The 20,352-nt window shown below is 57.8% G+C and carries 16 protein-coding genes; 10 read left to right on the forward strand and 6 right to left on the reverse strand.

Annotated features, from left to right (window positions below; all coding sequences use genetic code 11):
• Nucleotides 1-99: 99 nt before the first annotated feature.
• Complete coding sequence (locus ACZ5AL_RS05430) at nucleotides 100-852, reverse strand: RDD family protein (protein ID WP_464512695.1); 753 nt, start codon at nucleotides 850-852, stop codon at nucleotides 100-102.
• Between the two features lie 92 nt (nucleotides 853-944).
• Between ACZ5AL_RS05430 and ACZ5AL_RS05435 the strand changes: the two genes are divergently transcribed.
• The 7 genes from ACZ5AL_RS05435 (at nucleotide 945) to ACZ5AL_RS05465 (ending at nucleotide 10,096) form a co-directional block, all read left to right on the forward strand.
• The gene (locus ACZ5AL_RS05435) at nucleotides 945-1,910 is read left to right on the forward strand and encodes a stage II sporulation protein M (RefSeq protein WP_464512697.1); all 966 of its coding nucleotides are present in this window, start codon (nucleotides 945-947) and stop codon (nucleotides 1,908-1,910) included.
• 27 nt (nucleotides 1,911-1,937) lie between these two features.
• Complete coding sequence (locus ACZ5AL_RS05440) at nucleotides 1,938-2,951, forward strand: DUF7847 domain-containing protein (protein WP_464512698.1); 1,014 nt, start codon at nucleotides 1,938-1,940, stop codon at nucleotides 2,949-2,951.
• The gene (locus ACZ5AL_RS05445; RefSeq protein ID WP_464512699.1) at nucleotides 2,941-3,726 is read left to right on the forward strand and encodes a DUF4129 domain-containing protein; all 786 of its coding nucleotides are present in this window, start codon (nucleotides 2,941-2,943) and stop codon (nucleotides 3,724-3,726) included. The genes ACZ5AL_RS05440 and ACZ5AL_RS05445 overlap by 11 nt, the downstream gene beginning before the upstream one ends.
• Nucleotides 3,723-4,991 carry a DUF4350 domain-containing protein gene (locus ACZ5AL_RS05450; RefSeq protein ID WP_464512701.1) on the forward strand — a complete coding sequence of 423 codons (1,269 nt, stop codon included), beginning with the start codon at nucleotides 3,723-3,725 and terminating at the stop codon, nucleotides 4,989-4,991. The genes ACZ5AL_RS05445 and ACZ5AL_RS05450 overlap by 4 nt, the downstream gene beginning before the upstream one ends.
• 100 nt (nucleotides 4,992-5,091) lie before the next feature.
• Nucleotides 5,092-6,117 (forward strand): AAA family ATPase, encoded by a 1,026-nt coding sequence (locus tag ACZ5AL_RS05455; protein ID WP_464512702.1) that lies wholly within the window; start codon nucleotides 5,092-5,094, stop codon nucleotides 6,115-6,117.
• Between the two features lie 983 nt (nucleotides 6,118-7,100).
• Entirely contained in the window at nucleotides 7,101-8,453 is a 1,353-nt protein-coding gene (locus ACZ5AL_RS05460) for a DUF58 domain-containing protein (RefSeq protein WP_464512703.1), read from the forward strand.
• A 398-nt stretch (nucleotides 8,454-8,851) separates the two neighbouring features.
• Complete coding sequence (locus ACZ5AL_RS05465) at nucleotides 8,852-10,096, forward strand: outer membrane protein assembly factor BamB family protein (RefSeq protein ID WP_464512705.1); 1,245 nt, start codon at nucleotides 8,852-8,854, stop codon at nucleotides 10,094-10,096.
• A gap of 723 nt (nucleotides 10,097-10,819) precedes the next feature.
• On the opposite strand, the gene ACZ5AL_RS05470 is transcribed toward ACZ5AL_RS05465, so the two are convergent.
• From ACZ5AL_RS05470 to folK, 3 genes are read right to left on the reverse strand one after another with little or no spacing between them, the layout of a single operon-like run.
• The gene (locus tag ACZ5AL_RS05470; protein WP_464512706.1) at nucleotides 10,820-11,047 is read right to left on the reverse strand and encodes a hypothetical protein; all 228 of its coding nucleotides are present in this window, start codon (nucleotides 11,045-11,047) and stop codon (nucleotides 10,820-10,822) included.
• 46 nt (nucleotides 11,048-11,093) lie between these two features.
• Nucleotides 11,094-11,741 (reverse strand): deoxynucleoside kinase, encoded by a 648-nt coding sequence (locus ACZ5AL_RS05475; protein ID WP_464512707.1) that lies wholly within the window; start codon nucleotides 11,739-11,741, stop codon nucleotides 11,094-11,096.
• Complete coding sequence (folK, locus tag ACZ5AL_RS05480) at nucleotides 11,738-12,304, reverse strand: 2-amino-4-hydroxy-6-hydroxymethyldihydropteridine diphosphokinase (RefSeq protein ID WP_464512708.1); 567 nt, start codon at nucleotides 12,302-12,304, stop codon at nucleotides 11,738-11,740. Before folK ends, ACZ5AL_RS05475 begins: the two co-directional genes overlap by 4 nt.
• Nucleotides 12,305-13,405: 1,101 nt before the next feature.
• Here folK and ACZ5AL_RS05485 point away from each other — a divergent pair.
• Nucleotides 13,406-14,542 carry a carboxypeptidase-like regulatory domain-containing protein gene (locus ACZ5AL_RS05485; RefSeq protein WP_464512710.1) on the forward strand — a complete coding sequence of 379 codons (1,137 nt, stop codon included), beginning with the start codon at nucleotides 13,406-13,408 and terminating at the stop codon, nucleotides 14,540-14,542.
• 646 nt (nucleotides 14,543-15,188) lie between these two features.
• Here ACZ5AL_RS05485 and ACZ5AL_RS05490 read toward each other — a convergent pair.
• The gene (locus ACZ5AL_RS05490; RefSeq protein ID WP_464512711.1) at nucleotides 15,189-16,832 is read right to left on the reverse strand and encodes a UDP-N-acetylmuramoyl-tripeptide--D-alanyl-D-alanine ligase; all 1,644 of its coding nucleotides are present in this window, start codon (nucleotides 16,830-16,832) and stop codon (nucleotides 15,189-15,191) included.
• 13 nt (nucleotides 16,833-16,845) lie between these two features.
• Nucleotides 16,846-17,700, reverse strand: coding sequence for an alpha/beta fold hydrolase (locus tag ACZ5AL_RS05495; RefSeq protein ID WP_464512712.1), 855 nt, complete (start codon nucleotides 17,698-17,700; stop codon nucleotides 16,846-16,848).
• A gap of 590 nt (nucleotides 17,701-18,290) precedes the next feature.
• Here ACZ5AL_RS05495 and rho point away from each other — a divergent pair.
• Nucleotides 18,291-19,403, forward strand: coding sequence for a transcription termination factor Rho (gene rho / locus ACZ5AL_RS05500; RefSeq protein ID WP_464512713.1), 1,113 nt, complete (start codon nucleotides 18,291-18,293; stop codon nucleotides 19,401-19,403).
• A 157-nt stretch (nucleotides 19,404-19,560) separates the two neighbouring features.
• A complete protein-coding gene (gene radC, locus ACZ5AL_RS05505) occupies nucleotides 19,561-20,352 on the forward strand; it encodes a RadC family protein (RefSeq protein ID WP_464512715.1) in 792 nt (263 codons plus the stop codon).

The following is a 20,352-nucleotide window of genomic DNA, read 5'->3' on the forward strand; positions in this document are numbered from 1 at the left end:
TGAGTTCATGAAGCGAGCAAGCGCCCCGGAGGCCGCGACTGTAGCACCCCGTTCGATACATCAACCTGCCAGGCTTTTTTGATGCTATGTCATTGATAGCTATACCCCACCGCGTGCGTGATAGGCTTCATAGTCGTGAATAACCATCTGCAGAAACAGCCGGTCGTTGTCAGAAGCCGTGCCGTTCAGTTCCATCTTATCCGATAGCACACGGCGCATCTTACGGCATAGCTTCTTGGTTCGGGGTGTCATCCCCTCGTCGCGCACCAGCTCGTACACTTCGCGGGTGGTAGCAATGTCTTCGGTTGAGAGATTCGCTACCTGTGGATAGGTTAACCGTCCGTATTCATCAGGGGCCTTGCGCTGCCGGACCGCCGACAGATCGGGCGCCTTTTCTTCTTTCACCACCAGCGTATCGGCCACCATATCGCCTACGCGCTGGTTGCGAGTGCTGAACAAGATGGTGCAGATGCCTACAACTGTTACAAACAAGTGCACATCCACCAGGCGCATTAACCACCGAAGCACATACTGGCCAAGCGTGGGCACCCCGCCTTGTACGGTCACGACTCGGATCTTGAGCGCCCGCTTTCCGGGTGTTTGTCCGTCGAAGAACAGCTCGAAGCCCAAAAAATAAAACAGGAACGGAATGAAGATGCACGCCATCAGGATAAAGAAAAGCGTATCCGGAAAGGCGTACACATCGCTTGCAACCGAGAGCCCAATAAAGAGCATAAAAGAGGCCGCATAGATAATGGCATAGTCGAGCAAGGCTGCCAGAATGCGCGCGCCTATGCCAGCGGTATTCAGATCCAACTCTACATTCTGGGCGGTGCGAATACGTTCAGACATCAGCAGGAGAAACGGCGATTTGGGATTGCGTATCAAATAACGTACATTGGAGGCAGTTTATATGCAATTGCTCGCGCTGCCCTCCGTCTCCTATGCACGAAGTCGTCTTTATCCAAGAGCGAGCCGACACCTGGGAACAGTTGGAAGCCGTTGTGGAAGAGGGCGCGAAGGTGCCTCCCGATGAGGTGGCCGACCTCTACGTGCAAGTCACCGACGATCTGGCCTATGCCCGCACGTTCTATCCAGAGAGCGAGGTGGTGGCGTATCTGAACACCCTTGCGCAGAAAACACACCGTCAGCTATACAGAGGTCGGGCCTCGCGTCCACAGCGCGTTCGGCGCTTCTGGATGCAGGAGGTGCCCACCGCTATCCGTAACGCCCGCGGGGCCCTACTCTTGTCGGCGCTGCTCTTTGCGGTTGCGGTGGCCATAGGAACGCTCTCGGCCTTGCACGACAGCAGCTTTGTGCGGCTTATCATGGGCGAGCATTACGTAAACATGACGCTGCAGAACATCTCCGAGGGCGATCCGATGGCGGTGTACAAACAGATGCAGCAAACCGAAATGTTTGTGAGCATCGCCGTAAACAATATCTACGTGAGCTTTCTAGCGTTTGTACTCGGTATTTTCTTTTCGCTGGGCACCGCGTACGTGCTTATCCAAAACGGCATTATGCTAGGCAGCTTCCACATCCTTTTCTATGAAGAAGGTTTGCTTTGGGAGGCGCTCCTGGTCATCTACATTCACGGCACGCTCGAAATAGCAGCCATCGTCGTGGCCGGAGGCGCGGGGCTGGTGCTAGGCAATAGCTTTCTGTTTCCCGGCACGCTGCCGCGACTTGTGTCGCTACGGCGTGGCGCCAAGCAGGGACTGAAAATTATTATCGGACTGGTGCCCGTGTTTGTGGTGGCTGCCCTGCTCGAAGCCTTCGTGACCCGCTACACAGAAATGCCCATTGCAGCCAGCCTTAGCGTCATTGTTGGTTCGCTCGTTTTCCTGGGATGGTATTTTGTATATGTGCCATTCTATGCTCCACAATCTGATAACTTCCCGTCTTAGCTTTTATCAACGATTCTGAAATACCCAATGTCTGATTTTACGCCGCTGCGCCAAACCCGTGGCGTTGACGCAACCATTACGCACACGTTCGAATACTATCGAAGCCGGTTCAAATCGTTAGCCAAAGCGCTTCTAATTATTCTGGGACCTATTGTAGGATTCCATGTCTTTCTCAGCGCTCTGGGCCGCATCTTCTACCCCGAGTTCTTCAGCTTTGGGGACACAGAGGTCTTGTTCGAGTCAATGCAGGGGAGCGGCGGGTTGCTTCTCATTGTAACCCTCAGTTGGTTAGCCACCTTTGCCGCGTTTGTGCTGCTTATACCTGTTGTGTATGGTTACCTGCGGCTTGACAAAAGGAGGGATGACGATGCGCTGCCCACGCCAAGCCAGGTATGGTCCGAAGCCCGACAGCATCTGGCATCGGTCGTGTTTGGGGGGCTCCTGTGGTATTTTGTCTGGATTGTGGGGACGATACTCATGACCGTCCCGATTATGTTATTTGGACTTCCATTCGGAGAGATTGGAATTGCGGTCTTTGTTATCCTGGGGCTTTTCGGGTCCGCCACGTTTCTGGCCGTACGGCTTTGCCTGTTCTTTCCTGCAATCGTGATCGATCAACACGATCCGATTTCGGCTTTTAGTCGGTCGTGGAATCTGACGAAGGGCGCGTTCTGGCGCACCTTCGGTATCGGTTTCATCGCCACACTCATCGTTGGGGTGGCCGGAGCGCTCGTATCCATGCCCTCACAACTGGGAGGGGGGGTGGAGATGGCGTTCGACATAAACCTCACCGCTCCGCTCATTGTCTTTGATGTGATTGCTGCTGTGGTAGGGTATCTGCTCTACCCGATTTTATACCTGGCGTACGGGCTCCACTACTACAGTCAGGTAGAACGCCATGAGCACGAAGGACTCGAACAACGCATCGAGGCGCTTGACGGAGAGGAAGCGTCACTCGACTCCAGAGAAAGCGAAGAGAGCGACCCGTTCGCGCGCGCACCGTCCGATTCCGACGACGATCCCTTCCGCAATGATCGCTGATCGCCCCCGTACGTACTGGATGGTGTTCGTTGTCCTGCAGATTCTGCTGGGAAGCGTGCTCATTGGCGTACCCGTAGCTGCGCAAGACGCCGCCACGTCGCTCCCTTACGACGATAGCGCGGTCAGTCTGCGCACGCCCTCCGACGATCTGGCTGCGCGCTATCAGGATGATCCGGCGTTTCAGTACGAAGAACGTGCAGCCTCCGAAGCCGATCCGCCCTCGTTTCTTGCCGACTGGATCGACCGCTTCAATGAGTGGATTGGACGTTCCAGCATAGAGGACCAGAGTCGCCTGGCGCAAGCCATTGACATTGTGCTGTGGGTACTCATCATTGGACTGGTGGTGTGGTTCATCCTGCAGTTCTTTCGCATGGAGGGCAACACGCCCTGGGCGCGCTCCCCATCGGAATGGCCCGACGAAGACGACGCCTCGGTGGAGGGCACACAAACCACCTATCTCGAACGCGCCCAGCAGGCGCATCAGACCGGTAATCCGCGAGCGGCGATACGTTGGTACTACCGCGCCGTACTCTACGCCCTCGATCGCGCCGACCTGATCACGTACACGCCCGAAAAAACCAACCGTGCGTACATGCGCGATATGCAGGCCCACGGCGACGAATCGCTGGCAGAGGATGTAGCCCGCGTCGCGCAGACGTTTGAGTACGTGTGGTACGGACGATTCGACGTTTCGGAGCGCGAGGTCGACGCGGTGCAAGATGCTGTAGAACGGGTACATAACCGTCTGTCTCCCCAATCATCTGCCCTGTCATGACACGCACGCAGTGGTACATTGCCGGTGCAGTGGCGGCCCTGATTGTGGGGGCGATGGTGCTGCAATGGACCGCGCCCGAAGAAATCAACTGGACGCTCTCCCTCGAAACCGATGACTCCCGCCCGTTTGGCAGTCAGGTGCCCTTCGAGGTGATGCAGTCCCTTTTTCCGGACGTAGACATCACGGTTCGAGAGCGCTCCCCGTATCCGCTCTTGCGCGATGTTGAGGAGGCTCCGCCAACGCTCGCCATCATTACACAGCACTACGCCCCCGGACAGTCCGAGGCCGACGCGCTCATCGAGTACATTGAACAGGGCGGCACCGTCTTCCTGAGCGCCCTACGCGTGGGCCGCCACCTGCGTGACCCGCTGGGCATCGAGGTCGGCTCCGCCGGACGCATCGATAGCCTTACACTGGCCAATCCCGCCCTGCAACACCCCGATCCGCAGCCACTGAAGCGCGCCTGGGGCAGCTACCTCACCGCCGTCGATACCGCACGCACCACCGTGTTGGGCACCGGTCAGTATCAACCGCTCATGGACGGCGTTTTCCAGGGCGATCCCACCCGTCCGCCCGAATACCAACCCGTTGGCGACCCCGCTACCGAGCTCACCTTCATCCGATGGCAGCATGGCGACGGGACGCTGCTGCTGCATACTGTGCCCACCGTCTTCACCAACTACGCCGCCGTGGAAGACGACGCCTGGTCGTACCTTTATGGCGTGTTTTCGTATCTGCCCGAGCGCTCCGTTCAGTGGATCGCCTACTACGCGCCCACCCGAGCCGCCGCCGGAACGCCCTTTCGATACCTCATCATGAACCCCTCGCTGCGCACCGCTCTGTACATCGTGCTGGGGCTGGTCTTGCTGTTTTTGCTCGACGCCTTTCGACGGCGTCAGCGCCGGGTGCCCGTCATCGAACCACCCGAAAACGCCACGCGCTCGTTTGTCGAAACCGTGGGCCGCTTCTACCAGCGCCACGGCACCCACGCCGCGTTGGCACGCGACATGAAGCAGCACCTGGCCGCCACCATCCACCGCCGCTACAGCCTTACACTCGACCTCGACGACGACACGCTCCCCGAGCGATTGGCCCAACGGTCAGGAGCCGCTCCCGATACCGTGCAGGCTGTGCTCACCGCCCTCCGCCGCGTAGACGACCCCCGCGCGTCGTGGTCCAGCCGCGACCTGATCACCCTGCGTCATCATCTCGACGCGTTCTATCGCGCTGCAGCCGGCGGCCAGACCGAGGGGATGTCGCTATAATCGATGTCAGTTGGATATGCCACCCCCTGCCGCCTCATCACCGAGCGGCTGCCTCCCCCTGTTTTCTTTTTTTGCCAGTACGCATTTTGCCCCGAACATTATGCCCGAGCCCCCCACTCCTGCCCCATCCGACGCGCCCACCGAGCCGTCGTCTGAGTCGCCCTTCCCCGAGCGGGTGAACCTGGATGCCCTGCACAACGCCGCCAACGATCTGCGCGACCAGCTCGGCGACGTGATTGTTGGCCAGCAGTCCTTCATCGAGCAACTGATGATCGCCTTGTTTAGCGGCGGCCATGTGCTTATCGAAGGCGTGCCCGGCGTCGCCAAAACCCTGACGGCCAACGCACTCGCGCGGGCGGTAGACATCGACTTTCAGCGCATCCAGTTTACCCCCGACCTGATGCCGTCGGATGTGCTGGGCACGCCGATCTTCAATCCGCAAGAGAAGCAGTTCGTCTTTCGAGAAGGCCCCATCTTTGCCCAATGCGTGCTGATTGACGAAATCAACCGGGCGCCCGCCAAAACGCAGGCGGCGCTGTTCGAGGTGATGGAAGAGCAGCAGGTAACGGTGGATGGCACCACGTATCCGATGGCCCAGCCTTTTTTCGTGATCGCCACGCAGAATCCGCTGGAGCACGAGGGCACGTATCGTCTGCCCGAAGCCCAGCTCGACCGCTTCATGCTGAAGATCAACGTGGGATATCCGTCGGTGGAGGAGGAAACCGACATCTTGCAGCGGCATCTGCAGGCGTCTTCGGCATCGCTTCTGGGTAGTGTAACACCGGTGGTGGATGGCGAGGCTGTAGAGACGCATCGGAGTACGGTGGAGCAGGTGCGGGTGGCGCCGGAGGTGGTCGCCTACATCGCTCGACTGATGCACGCCACCCGCGAGCATGCGGCCCTCACGCTGGGCGGCTCGCCACGGGCCTCAGTGATGCTGCTGTACAGCGCTCGCGCCCGCGCCGCCCTGCAGGGACGCGATTACGTTTCGCCGGAGGACCTGCAGGCCCTGGCGGCGCCGGTGCTACGCCATCGCATTATGCTTACCCCCGACCAGGAGATGGAAGGCCGCACGCCCGACGATCTGGTGCACCGCATCGTACAGCAGGTCGAAGTGCCGCAGTAACAACCGCTTGCGTGGTCTTGCTCCTGAACACTTGTTGGTAGCGATACGATGTAGGTAAGTCGGCAGAAATACGTTTACACCTTGTCATCGCGAGGAGGGAGCCTGCGACCGACGTGGCGATCTCATGGCTCCCGATTGGGCAGTGCCGCCCAGTTTGAAGGCAGAAGATTGCACCCCAAGAGCACTCGTTCGCTGCACTCACAGCGCCGCGTCGCTGGCGCTCCTCGCAATGACATGCTCAAAGATTCTTTTGTGGACCCACTTAGTCTATGCACACAACCTGAGATGGTGATAATCGTTGGTGGTCACTTGCCTGTCCTGAGCTCGATTCAGGATCTGGATGACATTCGAGAGGGGGGCATTTGGGTTGAAAGGGAGCTTTCGTCTCCAGCACCGTCCCCCCGACACGTCATCCTGAACTTGATTCAGGATCCATGTTGCGGGGGGAGTGCTGAAGCGTACGGATTGGGCACCAACTTACGAACCAAGACCTGCTTCGATAGCCTGCTGATGTGCTTGTGGAGCGCCTGCTTGTGGGGCGCCTGCTTGTTCTGGATCCTGGATCGCGCTCGCAGGCTCGCCTGCCTGTCCTGAACTCGATTTAGGATCTGGATGACATTCGAGGGGGTGGCATTTGGGCTGAAAGGGAGCTTTCGTCTCCCAGCACCGTCCCCCCCGACACGTCATCCTGAACTTGATTCAGGATCCACTCGCCCGAGCAGACGCCCAGGTGGGTTCTTCAGGTGGGTTCTTTTTGTGGGGTCCAACAGCCTCTCATTGAACAGACGGTGGGGAAGTCAAATTTCCGATCAACGAAATATCAGAGAGCAAGTTATGTGCAAGGATTAGCCTTAGCCAAGGGGGAGATGTCCACAGGATCACGCCTGCGGCAAAGCTCGAAGACAGAGGGGTTCGAACAAGACAAAACTGCGGTCTCCAATCACCTTGTCATTTAGCGCCTATCCACTACCCAATTGTTGACTATGTGGACCGTTTTCACATCGCTATATCCCACGCGTCGCCTGTATGTGGTGGGGGGCGTGCTTGTCCTCGCCTTTATCGTGGCCCACTGGATTCCGCTGGTGTCGTGGATTGCGTGGAGCGGCATGATCGGTGCTGCCGCCGCCATCGGAGCCGATGTTGCGCTGCACGCCTTGAATCCCAATGGGATGACGCTGGACCGCACGGTAGCGGATCGGTTCTCAAACGGAGACCGCAATCCGGTGACGCTGCATCTGGGCAACCGGTACGTCTTTTCGGTGCAGGTGACGTGCATCGACGAGCCGCCGGTAGCCTTTCAGATTCGAGACGCCGTGTTTGAGGAGTCGATGCCTTCTGCATCCACCCGCACCATACAGTACGACCTGCATCCGACCGAGCGGGGGCGGTATGCGTTTGGACGTGTGAATGCGTACGTGCATACGCCAATTGGACTCATAGCGCGGCGGTACCAATCTGCCGAGGGGCCTACGGTGAAGGTGTACCCCTCGTTTATTCAGATGCGCCGCATCGGGCTGTTGGCTACGACAAACCGGCTGGAGGAGGCCGGTGTGAAACGCGTGCGTCGCCGTGGCCACTCGACCTCGTTCGACCATGTGCGTCCGTATGTGCTGGGCGACGACTATCGGCACGTAAACTGGACAGCTACGGCGCGGCGAGCCGATCTGATGGTGAATGAGTACGAGGAGGAGCGCGGGCAGCCGCTGTACTGCGCCATCAACACCGGACGGGTGATGGAGTTGCCGTTCAACGAGATGACGCTGCTCGATCACAGCATCAACGCCACACTGGCGCTGGCCAACGTAGCCATGCAGAAGCAAGACCGGGTGAGCGTGGTCCCGTTCGACAAGCGTCCGGCTGCCGCCGTGCCGCTGGGCCGTGGTCCGGGGCACCTGATGCGCATCCAAGAGGCGCTGTACCATCTGGAGACGGGTTTTCCAGAGGCCGATTACCGTCGCCTCGCGGTGTTTACCGAACGCCACCTAACGCGCCGAGGGGTGCTGCTGCTGTTTACGAATGTGGAGAGCCGGGCGTCTCTAGAGCGGCACCTGCCGGTGTTTCAGAGCATCCAGCGGCGGCATACGCTGCTTGTGGTGCTGTTTGAGAATCCGGTGCTACGCGAAACGGCCCGTACGGAAACGGCGGCGGCTTCTGCCTGGCGCACGGCCACAAAAGTCGAAGATGCCTATGTGCGCACGGTGGCCGAGCGCTTTGCGTACGAGAAGCACGAGATGGTGCGCACGCTGCGTCGGCACGGCATCAAAAGCGTCCTCACCCCACCCGAACATCTGACCGTAGAAGCGCTGAATGCCTATCTGGCGGTGAAGCGGGGGTGATGTGTGGAGCGGATGTATCGGTCGATGCGTTTCTGCATCACGTGTTTAGCAACAAGCTCTCCAGATCAAGGGGGAGTGTAAATCACTTTGATTTGCGAGATAGCCAGGAAGGGATAGAAACCATAAGGCAGGCGTTTCGGCAGTCCGATATTGATCTTCCCGAAGTGGCCGAGGATCCGCCTGAGGACGACCCGCCCGAATTAGTAACCCCGCCGGACGATCCGCCAGAGTGTGAGGATCCAAACGTAATCATTTGTTAGATTCCTTATGTTTCATCCAGTGATGGCGTCTTGTAGTCCGTCTTAATTTCTGATGACGTCCACGGTAGCAGAAAGCAACAGTCTGCTACCGTAGGCCGTTTATAGGCAATAACATACACAAACAAGCTCAGATCTATTATGCCTTGGTCTACAACGCGGTTGTACATCCCATTTCTGAACATCCTTACCTCCGTTTTGATGTTGGGCTTAGTACTCACAGGCTGCGACCTCTTCGGAAGTTCAGGCGATGATAACACTGAACCCGGCGAAATGGTCTGGTCGCATGAGCATAATCAGTGGGAGGTGTACAAAACACAGCCCGCCATGAGCGAGGAACGCGCCTTCTTTGCCTCTGATGGACACGTGCGGGCCTTCGACTTAAGCACAGGCGACCTCATCTGGAAGAGTGACCCGTTGGTCGGGGGAGATCGACCACGATTCAGTTCCCATAAACTTCTGCGAGATGGAACTAACCTCTACATCAACTCACTACGCAATGTGTGGTCTTTAGACGCCTCCACTGGCCAAGTGCTTTGGCAGACTCGTATTTCTGATTTCCGTCCCATTAGTCGGGCCAAGATGGCTGAAAACGCTACTCATCTTTTTCTTGGTGGGTCGGGAGAGGTAGTTCGCCTGCGAAAGGATGATGGTACAGTGGATCTAAGAATTGAACTCGATCGCCTTCTACATCCCGAAGCACCCTACCAACTGGCATATGACCCTGAAATCTTTGACGAGGACATGCTTGTGGTGCCCGCCTCCTACTTCTTCGATGGAGCCGAAGAGATTCACGGCAATGTGTTTGCCTATGATGCCCATACCGGTGACTTACTGTGGGAGCATGAACTGCCGCTGAAGCAACGCCCGCGGCCTAACAGATCTGACTCAACAACGATCGGTGCTGGAACACAAGGGCTGGGCATATCGGACGAGTACGTGATTGTGCCGTATGGGGCATCGGTTCGGGCCTTAGACCGACGCACCGGGGAGGTGATCTGGGATAACTTCCTTGTGGGATACGGCTTCCATGCTGGAGCGACTATTGCCTATGATCGTGTTTACGTAGGGTCCGGTTCAAATTCATCGCTGGCCGATCCGTCTATGCTATCGCTGGATTTGAACACGGGAGAACTGCTTTGGGCAACACCAACTCCTGGAACCATCATTACGCTTGTCACCGCACGCGATGATCGGGTGTACTTTAATAATTCGCTGGCAAACACCTTGTACGTTATGGATGCATTCAATGGGGATGTCATTTGGGAGCGTCATGCGCCGCGTGAGCTTAGCTCAAACGATGGGTTTACAAGCCCTATTGCTGTTGGGGACGACTACATGGTTGTCAATGGCTCCGATCGCGTCTTTGCGTTCAAGAAGCCGTAGGAGCATCACGGGTTGCAATCTGGACTTGTTGTTGACGGGATCATCAACGTATTGGCCAGAATGAGGGACGGCGCCCGCGGGACCTCGTGCGGCCGATGCCTGTTCTGGATCCTGGATCGCGCTCGCCGGCTCGCTTGCCTGTCCTGAACTCGATTCAGGATCTGGATGACGTTCGGGAGGGGGCATTTGGGTTGAAAGGGAGCTTTCGTCTCCCAGCACCGTCCCCCCGATACGTCATCCTGAACTTGATTCAGGATCCATTCCCCCGACTGTTCACCCGAGCAGACGCCCAGGTGGGTTCTTTTTGTGGGGGCAGGGCCGTTGATTCGGCAGAGCCTGCTGAGCGCCGGGGAGATGGTTCGGCTGCGCTCACCATGACAGGGTTTTTTGTGGGGGCCCGTTCGCCATGACAGGTTTTTGGAAGGGTTCAGGGCCCTTGATTCGGCAGCACCTGCAAAAATAACAGGACAATGGCTCCACGTTTTTCGACCCCGTGTTCTTTCATGGGTAGTGGATAAACGCTAAATGATAGGATGATCGGACACCGCAGTGTTGTCTTGTTCGAACCCCCTCTCCCTACGGATTTCTTCCCCTTAGCCAAGGGGTACGTGTTTAGCGACGTGCCACAGATCGTCGGGGACGCAGGCGCCCCCCGGCTATGGGTGTTGACCCACATCGCAACTCGCAGCCCGGGGGCAGAAGCGGAGCGGAGACCCCAGGTGGTTACCGCGACTCGTTGTTGTTATCTGACACATCTTCCCACTTCGCATCCTCGATATCTTCCCCCCAGAACCGAGGCGACTCGTCACGATGACGCTTGTGTGCATCTTCGCGTTCTCCAAACAACCCCCCTTGTGGCAACAGCCCGCCGCGTCCGCGCCAGATTCGCACCAGATTCGCCGTCACCTGCAAGATGAAGTAGATAATGATGGCGATAATGATGTAGTCCATACACGCACATGTTAACGAAAGAGGATGCGCTCAAAAGAAAGCGCCTCTACGGCTGTTTCACGTAGGTCGTACCCTGCGGCTCTACACTGGCAATGTGGTCAATCAGCGTATCTAAATCGCTCGGGTTTTCCACGAAGTCGATCTCGGTTGCATTAACGATGAGAAGCGGACTTTTCTCGTAGTGGAAAAAGTAATGGTTGTACGCTTCACAGAGCGACTCGATGTAGGCTGGATCCATGTCTTCTTCGTATGGGCGCCCCCGCTTGGCGATGTTACGCAGCAGCCGATCGGAGCTGGCTTGCAAGTACACAATCAGGTCGGGCGTGGGGGTGTTGGGCTCCATGTGCGCATAGAGGGTCTCGTAGAGCTGCAACTCATCGCCCGAGAGATTTTGATGCGCAAAGATGCGGTCTTTGTCGAAGGCGTAATCGCTGATTGTAAGGTTGTGAAACAGGTCGCGCTCGCCCAACTCTTTTTGCTGACGAAAGCGACTCGCGAGAAAGGCCAACTGGGTTTGGAACGCCCATCGGTTGCGGTTTTCGTAGAAGCGCTCTAGAAAGGGATTGTCATCAAACTGTTCAAGCACAAGACGGCCATCGAACTGGTCTGCCATGAGGCGAGCCAGCGAGGTTTTGCCTGCACCAATGACCCCTTCAATGACAATGTAATGCAGATGCGAAGGCAAGGCATTCACGGGGCGGTGGGGGGCACATGTGTAGAAGAAAACGGAAAACGAACAAGCGGACGCGAAAGGCACTGCAGGGCGTGGGTATCGGTGCAGGCCTTCAGCAACTCACAGACGGTAGCGTCGAACGGATCGGGGACCCACAGGTTCGGGGCGAGTTCGGCCCATGGTTGGAGCACAAACCGCCGCTGGTCCAACCGCGGATGGGGTACGGTGAGCCGGGCTGTGGTGTGCTGCTGGGAGCCGACGGTTAGCACATCAAGATCAAGCGGACGCGGCGCCCACCGTGCAGCTGGACGTCGCCCGGCAGCGTACTCCTGCGCTTGGGTTTGGGTCAGCAGCGACTGTGGGGAAAGCGTGGTACGGAGGTGCAGCACGCCATTCAAAAACCAGGGCACCTCCCTTTGACCGGCCCGCCGATGGGCTTCGGTTTTGTACGCAGACGACACCTGTACAACTGCAATGTCAGGATGTGCGTCCAACTGCATCACCGCCTGCGCAATATGATCAAACCGACTCCCCTGGTTTGAACCGACGCCCAGATATGCATCTGTTGCAGTAAAGTCAGACATACGAAATGGAAGCGTTCAACATGAACCTCAGTTGATCCTATACGGATCGCAAAAGCAAAAGGATGCAGCACCTGAGGGCGAAACAGTACACCGTTCTGTAATACCGCCTCCTTCGTCACCATCCTCGATGGCTGAACGTAACAAATAGGCACACGAATGTACAGGAGGGAGGGGCCCGTAAGTGACCTCAACAATGGTTTTGGGGATTGCCGGGTGGGTTCCCCTCCATCCTACCCTTCCTCCCCGAGGAGGGTACGTGTTTAGCGACATGCCCCAGATCGCCGGGGACGCAAGCGGTCCCCGGCTATGGATTTTGCTCACACCGAGCCGCTCTGTAGCCCGGGATCAGGAGCAAAGCGGATATCCCGGGCGGTCATTGAGCCGCACTCAAAAGATAAACCGTACCGCCGGGCCGTCCTATACATGTCATGCTGAACGCAGTGAAGCACCTCAGCGCTATGTGGCCGAGGGCCCTGCTGCTCAGTATCCACGAGGTGTACCCCTGCGCGCACCGGACGTGGCTTTCCCGTAGGCATGGCGTTGAGATCCTTCCGCCTAGCAGCGTCAGGATGACTGCAAGACGATATGATCTCGTGGCGACGCAGAGGGGCCGTAAGGTCATGCCTGTTGTGCATCGCCACGAGCGTGGTGCTGACGGAGCGTGGTGCTGACGGGAATGCGGTGCCCCAGATCGCCGGGGACGCAAGCGGTCCCCGGCTATGGGTTTGCTCACATCGCGCCGTTCTGTAGCCCGGGATCAGGAGCGGAGCGGATATCCCGGGCGGCCATTCTAACACGCTAAACACGTACCGAGGAGGAAGGAACCGTGGAAGGCGCTCATCAAGTCCACCTCAGAGGAGGGGGATTTAGGGGGAGGGATTCTGCCAAATCAAATATATTAGTCACTTATGCGAAACGCAGCACCGTACGAATGAGAGCGTGTATTAACAACGTCGGGGCGCACATGATACCGATTTGAAACGCACAAAACCCCAACTTCATGCCTGTCTCTACTTACGCCGATTCGCTATTGATTTCCCTCCCTCGATCTTGTACATTTAATCATGAAGAGACATTGAAGTGGTAGAGGTGAGGGCAGCCATGGGTCTGCGACATGCGCTATGGGCGGTGCTCGTGCTGATGATCGGAGGGGTGGAGACTGCATACGCGCATCCTTCTCCCGCCACGATACAGGGCGCGGTGTATCATGCAGAGACCAGCAGACCACTGCAGGGCGTGCATGTGTTTTTGGCGGGTACGACCACCGGTACCACCACCGATGCAGCCGGGGCCTTTTCTTTTCAGACGCGCACAAGAGGGGTGCACCGCCTTTATATCAGCAAGGTTGGGTATGCCGTTGAAGAACGCGATTTGTTTTTAACCGAAGGCACGACGCATACCTTTCATGTGGAGTTGACCCCGACGATCGAGGCGTTGGATGAGGTCCAGGTAAAGGCCGAGCGCGATGAAGACTGGCACGATAACGTTGCGCAGTTTGAAGACTACTTCATTGGCCCCACTCCACGCGCCGATTCAGTGACGCTACTGAATCCAGAGGCGCTTCAATTTGAAACACGCTGGTGGGGGCGCTTTCGAGCAACAGCGACGGAGCCGCTCCAGATCGAAAATAGAGCCTTAGGATATCGGGTTCGGTATCACCTGGAATGGTTTGAGCGTCGCCGCGGACGCATTCGATGGGACGGGGAGCCCTTTTTCGAACCGCTGGAACCTACCTCATCGGAGGAAGCCGACCGCTGGAAGGCCAACCGCCGAGAGGCATTTCTAGGCTCGTATCGCCACTTTATGCTGGCACTGCTGTATGACCAGATTGACGAAGAGGGGTTTGCGATACACCTTGAACGCCGCTCTCCATCTCGCATGCGAAGCCGTCCGGTGCGGCGCTCTGTTGATGCGCAGCAGTTGGTGGAAGCTACGGGTGATTCGACATTTACGGTACAGTTTCGGGGGACGCTGCACGTCAAATATCATGAGGCTCCAGAAAGTCCGTGGTTTGTTAACTGGCGTGGGGGCGAACCGTATCGGCCTCGATCCTATCAACCGTCTCGCCTTGAACTCGAAGAACGGCGCGTGGTGACTGACCTGTTCGGCAAATCTGTCGATCCGCATGTTATTACGGTGTACGGCCACTTTGCCTACCATCGCGTTGCTGATGCGCTGCCGCTTGGCTTTCTGCCCGTGGACTATGACGACTCGCCTTTTCCCCGGCGGACGCCATGATAGTGCTGTGTTACAGCTCAATCTTCGGGTAGCAATACGCCCCGTTTTAATGTTGTCATCTTGAGCGGAGCAACTGCGTCTAGCAGGTGCGGAGTCCTGACACGAGCGAAGCGACTGACGAACGTAGTGAGTAAAGATCTCCCCCGAACTGGGCAGGGCTGTTGGTTTGCCAGTAGCTGCTGAGCGCCGAGGAGATGTTTCGACGCGCTTCGGGCCCTGGGGGCCCTCCGCTTGCTCAACATGACAGAACATTTGGTTTGAGATGCTTCAACGCGAGTCCACTCCGTACCCTAACAATCAGGTGTGACACAGCACTACTGCTCTGTCACAGGTCAATCTTCGGGTAACACATGCACCCTCTAACGTACCGAGAATAACTCACAATCTTGTCATTGCGAGCGCAGCGAAGCGCCCCGACCGCAGGGAGGAAGTGCCCCTGGGGTGCAATCTCATGCTATCAAACCGGATACAGCCGCCCAATCAACAGCATGAGATCGCACCCCAAGAGTACTCGTTCGCTAGCGCTCACAGCGCCACGTCGGTCGCAAGCTCCCTCCTCGCGATGACAATTTTGGACCCTAACTTTCAGCTGTGACACAGCACTACCGGCGTTCGTTGTTGCTATCAAACCAGCCTCAAATAGCCCTTAAGCCGCTACCGGTTCGTACTGGTCGGGGAGGTCGTTCTCGTACAATACAATGTCGCCCTGCCGCAGCTGGCGGGTGAGCGTGTCTTGTGCATCGAACAGCGTAGGATGGATGTGCAGTTTGTCCGACGGAAACCCATGATCGCGCAGTCCCTCTTGCAGGGCCTGAGTCTGTGCATCTCCAATCAAGAACACGCCGTCTATATTGCGTGCAGCAATCGCTTTGCCGAGATTGTAGTTGGCCTCGTCTTGCTTGGGGCCCATCTCGACCATGCCAGGGGTAACGATATAGCGGCGCTGTCCTTCCATCTCGGCCAGGAGATCCACGGCGTTTTGGGCGCCCACCGGATTGCTGTTAAACGCATCGTCAATGATGGTGATGCCGTTGCGCGTCTTGAGCTTCAGCCGATGCTCAACCGGCTCCAGGCGTCGTGCGGCATGGGCCATTGCGCGCAGCCGCATGCCCTTCGAACGGCCCACCGCTACCGCCAGCAGCAAGTTTAGCACGTTATGCCGCCCGAGCAACTTGGTCTGAAACGGTGCCGTGTGGCCTTTCTCATCACGGATGGTACATGTCAATCCGTTGGTGCTGTAGCGAATGTTGGAGGCTGCGATGTCGGCATCGGGATGGTTTTCTGCTGACACGCGCCACACGGGACCGGGGGCATCGTCGGCCATGGCGGCTACGCGGGGATCGTCTATGTTCAAGATGGCGGCCCCGCCCTCCTTCATGTGCTGCAAGATGCTGCTCTTTTCTTCTGCGATGGCATCGACTGTGCCCATTGTTTCGAGGTGGGCAATGCCTACTGATGTAATTACGCTTGTATCTGGGGCAGCAATGGCACAGAGCTCCGCGATATCGCCCGGGTAGCGCATGCCCATCTCCAGCACCAACACCTGATGCTCGGGCCGCAGTTTTTCGTTCACTACCAGACAGATACCCATCGGTGTGTTATACGAGCCGGGTGTAGCCAGCACGCTATACGACTGGCTGAGCAGTTCGGCCACAATGTGCTTAGTGCTCGTTTTACCGTAGGACCCCGTAATGCCGATCACCTCCAGATGGGCGTGCTCTCGAAGATGGGCGCGGGCCTGGCGCTTGAATCCGTTCTGTATCGTTTGTTCGATGGGCTTGGTGCACAGGGCGCCAAGGGCCACCCAGAGCGGACCGCCGATGTCTGCGATAAACAGTCCGATAACGCCTCCGATTACCGCCTCGGCCTGTCCCCAGGTGTCTCCCCACAGTATGCCAACGACTACCGGAAGCGCTGCCCACAGTCCACTGGCCACCGATAGACGTGTCATGCGTGCGGTAAAGCGAAGGGGTTTCTTTTCTGCATCACGACGATAGCGGCGCGATGAGATAAACAGCAGTGGCCACACGGCGATCAGTCCGCCAGCCGCGCCCCAGGGCCAGCCATTCAGGTAGCTGCCCCCAGCCAGAAGGAGGGCCAGCGCGCCAAGGGCATGCGACCATCCGGCTGCGACCGGGCCGCCCGAGGTACGCAGCCAGCGCATATATCGGTCGAGCTTGTACGTCTCCAGCTGAAACACGTGAAGAAAAAACCGCATGCGCCGCCAGGCACGCCATCCGGCGAAGGCGAGGGTGAGCACAATGCCGAGCAGGACAAGAGCAGTCGTCACAGTAGCGCGGTGGTCAGGAGTGAGAGGGAGCAGAGGTTGATTCCATAAGGAAGTGGCGGATGGCGGCGGCCACCGTATCCAGGGCGTGCAGATGCGCGTAATGATCGCCGGGCAGCGCTACAACGCCTGCATCGGGAATGCGCGCTTCGAGCCGGTCGATTTGACGCTGCGAGATGGCGGTGTCGTGTGCGCCTCGGAACAGCAGTGTGGGTACCTGGATGCGTGCTACATCGTCATCGAGGTGGTGAGTTACGGTGCGTACAAACGTATCGCGCATCACCCCATCTAGCGCGTTGTAGTCTGAAGATCCCAGCGCCTGCCAGAGTAACGAATGGTGCAGCCAATCGAGGGCAGGGGCCTTAAGTGGGTTCGGCAGGATACGAAACGGGGCTTTGATGCAGCGGGCTAAGGTGCTTTTGAGGCGGGTCCCGAGAGAACGGCGGGGCGCGATGCCGGAGGGGGCAAACAAAATGAGCCGATCAATGAGATCCGCGTAGTCTGGGTGGCTGGCCATGTACAGGGCAATGCGTCCGCCATTGGAGTGTCCGATGAGGGGCACAGGCGGCGTTGTATGCGCTTTCAGATATTGCGCTACAAGGTCGGCATGTTCGGGTACGCCCCAGGCAGTAGGCGGCGGGGGCGACGCCCCGTGGCCGGGCAGATCCAGACAGTGCGTGCGAAATGTATCGGACAGGCGGCGAGCTACCGGCTGCATATGTTCGATTGAACTACCCCATCCGTGGAGCAGCACAACATCGGGAGCCGAAGGCGGGCCTGCCGTGGCGGTATGGAGGGTGGTGGGCGTCACGAGAGCGTAGGGAAAGCCAAGTACAGCGGGGACGAATAAATACGCGGCAGCGTGTGTCAAGTGCAAATGCATTGCCTGCAAACCCGATCAAGCGCGCCCGTTCCGGTGTAGGTAGGGCAAGCTGGGCGTATTTTTGGCAAGATAGGGGGAGATGCATGCAGAAAAGTCGAAAATGCGGGGGCAATCCCTACAGAACCCAGGATGTGGAAACCCTGCTTCGGGGTCTGCGTTGCGGCAAATGTACGTTGCTTATCTTCACAAGGCTACATAGCCTTGCTACGGTGTCGCTTCCATACTCGCCGTTGACGAAGATCTGTCAGTCATTCCGGGCGGTCTGTGTACGCTTGCAGGCCCTGTCGGCCCGAATTCTCTGAACCTACCAGCGGATACATGCGTGCCACTGGGCATTGCACCCCGTTTGCACGTACGTTCTGGCGCAGCCAACGGGCTGCACGTCGTTTTGACATCACTTTACCACGGTCGCGCATCGTGTGCGTCTGCCGTCGCTCTGCCGTCGCATCGGCTCTGTTCTGGAGTGCGAGCTGCTGGCACCTCGTCATTGAATGCGAATTGCGTTCTGTATTTTTCTGACTTCTACGTAGCCTGTTGCGGCTGCGGTCTTCCCTACATCTTACCATACCGACCCCCTTATGTCCGATAAAAAGTTTAAGCGCATCCTTGAGCTCATCGGGAAAAAGAAGTACGGATTTATGCGTGAAATGCATCCGGCGCTTCCTAAAGATGATGACGATCCGTTCATGCCACCGCCATTGATTCGCAAGTTTAACCTGCGCGATGGCGTTGTCATTGAAGGTTCGCTCAAACCCGGTCGGAAAGGCGGCATGCAGGTCGGCTGGATTGACACGGTGATGGGCATTCCCCCGGAAGAGTGGGCCCAGAAAGATGGCTTTGACAAAGGGGCGAGCATCTATCCCGATGAGAAACTGAATCTTATCACAGGGCCCGAAGATAGCTCGATGCGGGTTCTGGATCTGGTGGCACCGATCGGCAAGGGGCAGCGTGCGCTCATCGTAGCGCCGCCGCGTGCTGGCAAGACGGTGCTGCTAAAGCAGATTGCTGCAGGCATCACCAAGAACCACAAAGAGGTGGATCTGGTGGCTCTCTTGATTGACGAGCGCCCCGAGGAGGTTACAGACTTCCGCCGCTCCACACATGCCGAGGTGTTTGCCTCGTCGAATGACCAGGGTGAAGACAACCACGTGCGCGTGGCCACCCTTGCCAGCGAGTACGCAAAACGTCTGGTAGAGAAAGGGAAAGACGTTGTGATGCTCCTCGACTCGCTAACACGCCTCGGGCGCACATTCAACCTGTTTGTGGATGGTAGCGGGCGCACGCTAAGCGGCGGGCTCGACGCTGAAGCGCTCAAGGTGCCGCGTAAGATCTTTGGCGCCGCACGTAACATCGAAAACGGCGGATCGCTCACCATCATTGCCACTGCGCTGATTGAAACGGGCAGCCGCATGGACGATGTGATCTTCGAAGAGTTCAAGGGGACCGGTAACTCCGAGATTGTACTGGACCGCCAGTTGGCCGATAAACGCATCTACCCGGCGATTAACCTGCGCGAGAGCGGTACGCGCAATGAGGAGCGTCTTCTTGGACGGGTGCGCATCCAGAAGCACAACCGTCTGTTTCGTGCTCTCAACTCGCGTCATCCGGTAGAGGCGATGAAAGCCCTGCTTCGCCATGTGCGCAACAGTCCTACCAATGCCCACTTGCTCACCGAGTTGGTGCCCGAGTAAGCGCTCCGTTTCAACACCCCACAACATAGGCGAGACGTTATGATGTACCCCTGTTTGGGGTCATTGTAGCGTCTCGCCTTTTGTGTTGGGGGATGCGCACTTGTCTTCCAGGGCCAGACGCTTCGCCGCTGATGCTACTACCTGGTCTCCGTTCGTTATGGCCGATTTCGATTCCAACACGTCATCTTCCTCCTCATCGGATGTCTCCAACGCGGAAGCCGCTGAGCCATCGGAAGAGCCTATCGCTGCGTATCAAGCTCCGATTCACACCTGGGATCCGTCTGATCGTCCGCGTGAGAAACTCATTCAAGGCGGGCCGGCTGTACTCTCTGATGCCGAGTTGTTGGCGATTTTGCTGGGCTCGGGCACCCGCACGAGCAACGGCCCCGTTTCTGCTGTACAACTCGGTCAGACGCTCCTCCACACGTACGGATCGCTCTTTGATGTGTCGAAGCGATTGCTGAAAGAGCTAGTACGAGTGCAGGGCATCGGTCCTGCCAAAGCCGCTCGCCTGATGGCCGCGTTCGAAGCCGGACGCCGGTCGGCCTCGCAGCGCGGGGCGGAAGATCGGGTGCAGGTTGGATGCCCTGCCGATGTGGCTGCGGTGTATGGACCACTCATGCGTGATTTGAAGAAAGAGGTGTTCAAGGTGGTGCACCTGAACACCGCAAACATCATTTTAAGCGATTACACGGTGAGCGAGGGCGGGCTTGCATCGAGTATTGTGGAGCCGCGTGCGGTGTTTGAACAGGCGATTCTCGACAACGCCGCCTCAGTGATCTGCCTACACAACCATCCGTCGGGCAACCCCGAGCCGAGCCGGCAAGACATTCGTATCACCCGCCAACTGGTAGAGGCTGGCAAGCTTATGGGCATTCCGGTGCATGATCACATCATTATTGCAGGCACCGATCATACTTCGCTTGCCGAGCGTGGCGTGATGGACTAA

The organism is Natronotalea proteinilytica, assembly GCF_055379935.1.

What these genes read in the sequence shown, in the direction of transcription:
- ACZ5AL_RS05430 (WP_464512695.1), bottom strand. Translation starts at nt 852, where the DNA reads ATGTCTGAACGTATTCGCACCGCCCAGAATGTAGAGTTGGATCTGAAT.
- ACZ5AL_RS05435 (WP_464512697.1), top strand. Translation starts at nt 945, where the DNA reads ATGCACGAAGTCGTCTTTATCCAAGAGCGAGCCGACACCTGGGAACAG.
- ACZ5AL_RS05440 (WP_464512698.1), top strand. Translation starts at nt 1,938, where the DNA reads ATGTCTGATTTTACGCCGCTGCGCCAAACCCGTGGCGTTGACGCAACC.
- ACZ5AL_RS05445 (WP_464512699.1), top strand. Translation starts at nt 2,941, where the DNA reads ATGATCGCTGATCGCCCCCGTACGTACTGGATGGTGTTCGTTGTCCTG.
- ACZ5AL_RS05450 (WP_464512701.1), top strand. Translation starts at nt 3,723, where the DNA reads ATGACACGCACGCAGTGGTACATTGCCGGTGCAGTGGCGGCCCTGATT.
- ACZ5AL_RS05455 (WP_464512702.1), top strand. Translation starts at nt 5,092, where the DNA reads ATGCCCGAGCCCCCCACTCCTGCCCCATCCGACGCGCCCACCGAGCCG.
- ACZ5AL_RS05460 (WP_464512703.1), top strand. Translation starts at nt 7,101, where the DNA reads ATGTGGACCGTTTTCACATCGCTATATCCCACGCGTCGCCTGTATGTG.
- ACZ5AL_RS05465 (WP_464512705.1), top strand. Translation starts at nt 8,852, where the DNA reads ATGCCTTGGTCTACAACGCGGTTGTACATCCCATTTCTGAACATCCTT.
- ACZ5AL_RS05470 (WP_464512706.1), bottom strand. Translation starts at nt 11,047, where the DNA reads ATGGACTACATCATTATCGCCATCATTATCTACTTCATCTTGCAGGTG.
- folK (WP_464512708.1), bottom strand. Translation starts at nt 12,304, where the DNA reads ATGTCTGACTTTACTGCAACAGATGCATATCTGGGCGTCGGTTCAAAC.
- ACZ5AL_RS05485 (WP_464512710.1), top strand. Translation starts at nt 13,406, where the DNA reads ATGGGTCTGCGACATGCGCTATGGGCGGTGCTCGTGCTGATGATCGGA.
- rho (WP_464512713.1), top strand. Translation starts at nt 18,291, where the DNA reads ATGTCCGATAAAAAGTTTAAGCGCATCCTTGAGCTCATCGGGAAAAAG.
- radC (WP_464512715.1), top strand. Translation starts at nt 19,561, where the DNA reads ATGGCCGATTTCGATTCCAACACGTCATCTTCCTCCTCATCGGATGTC.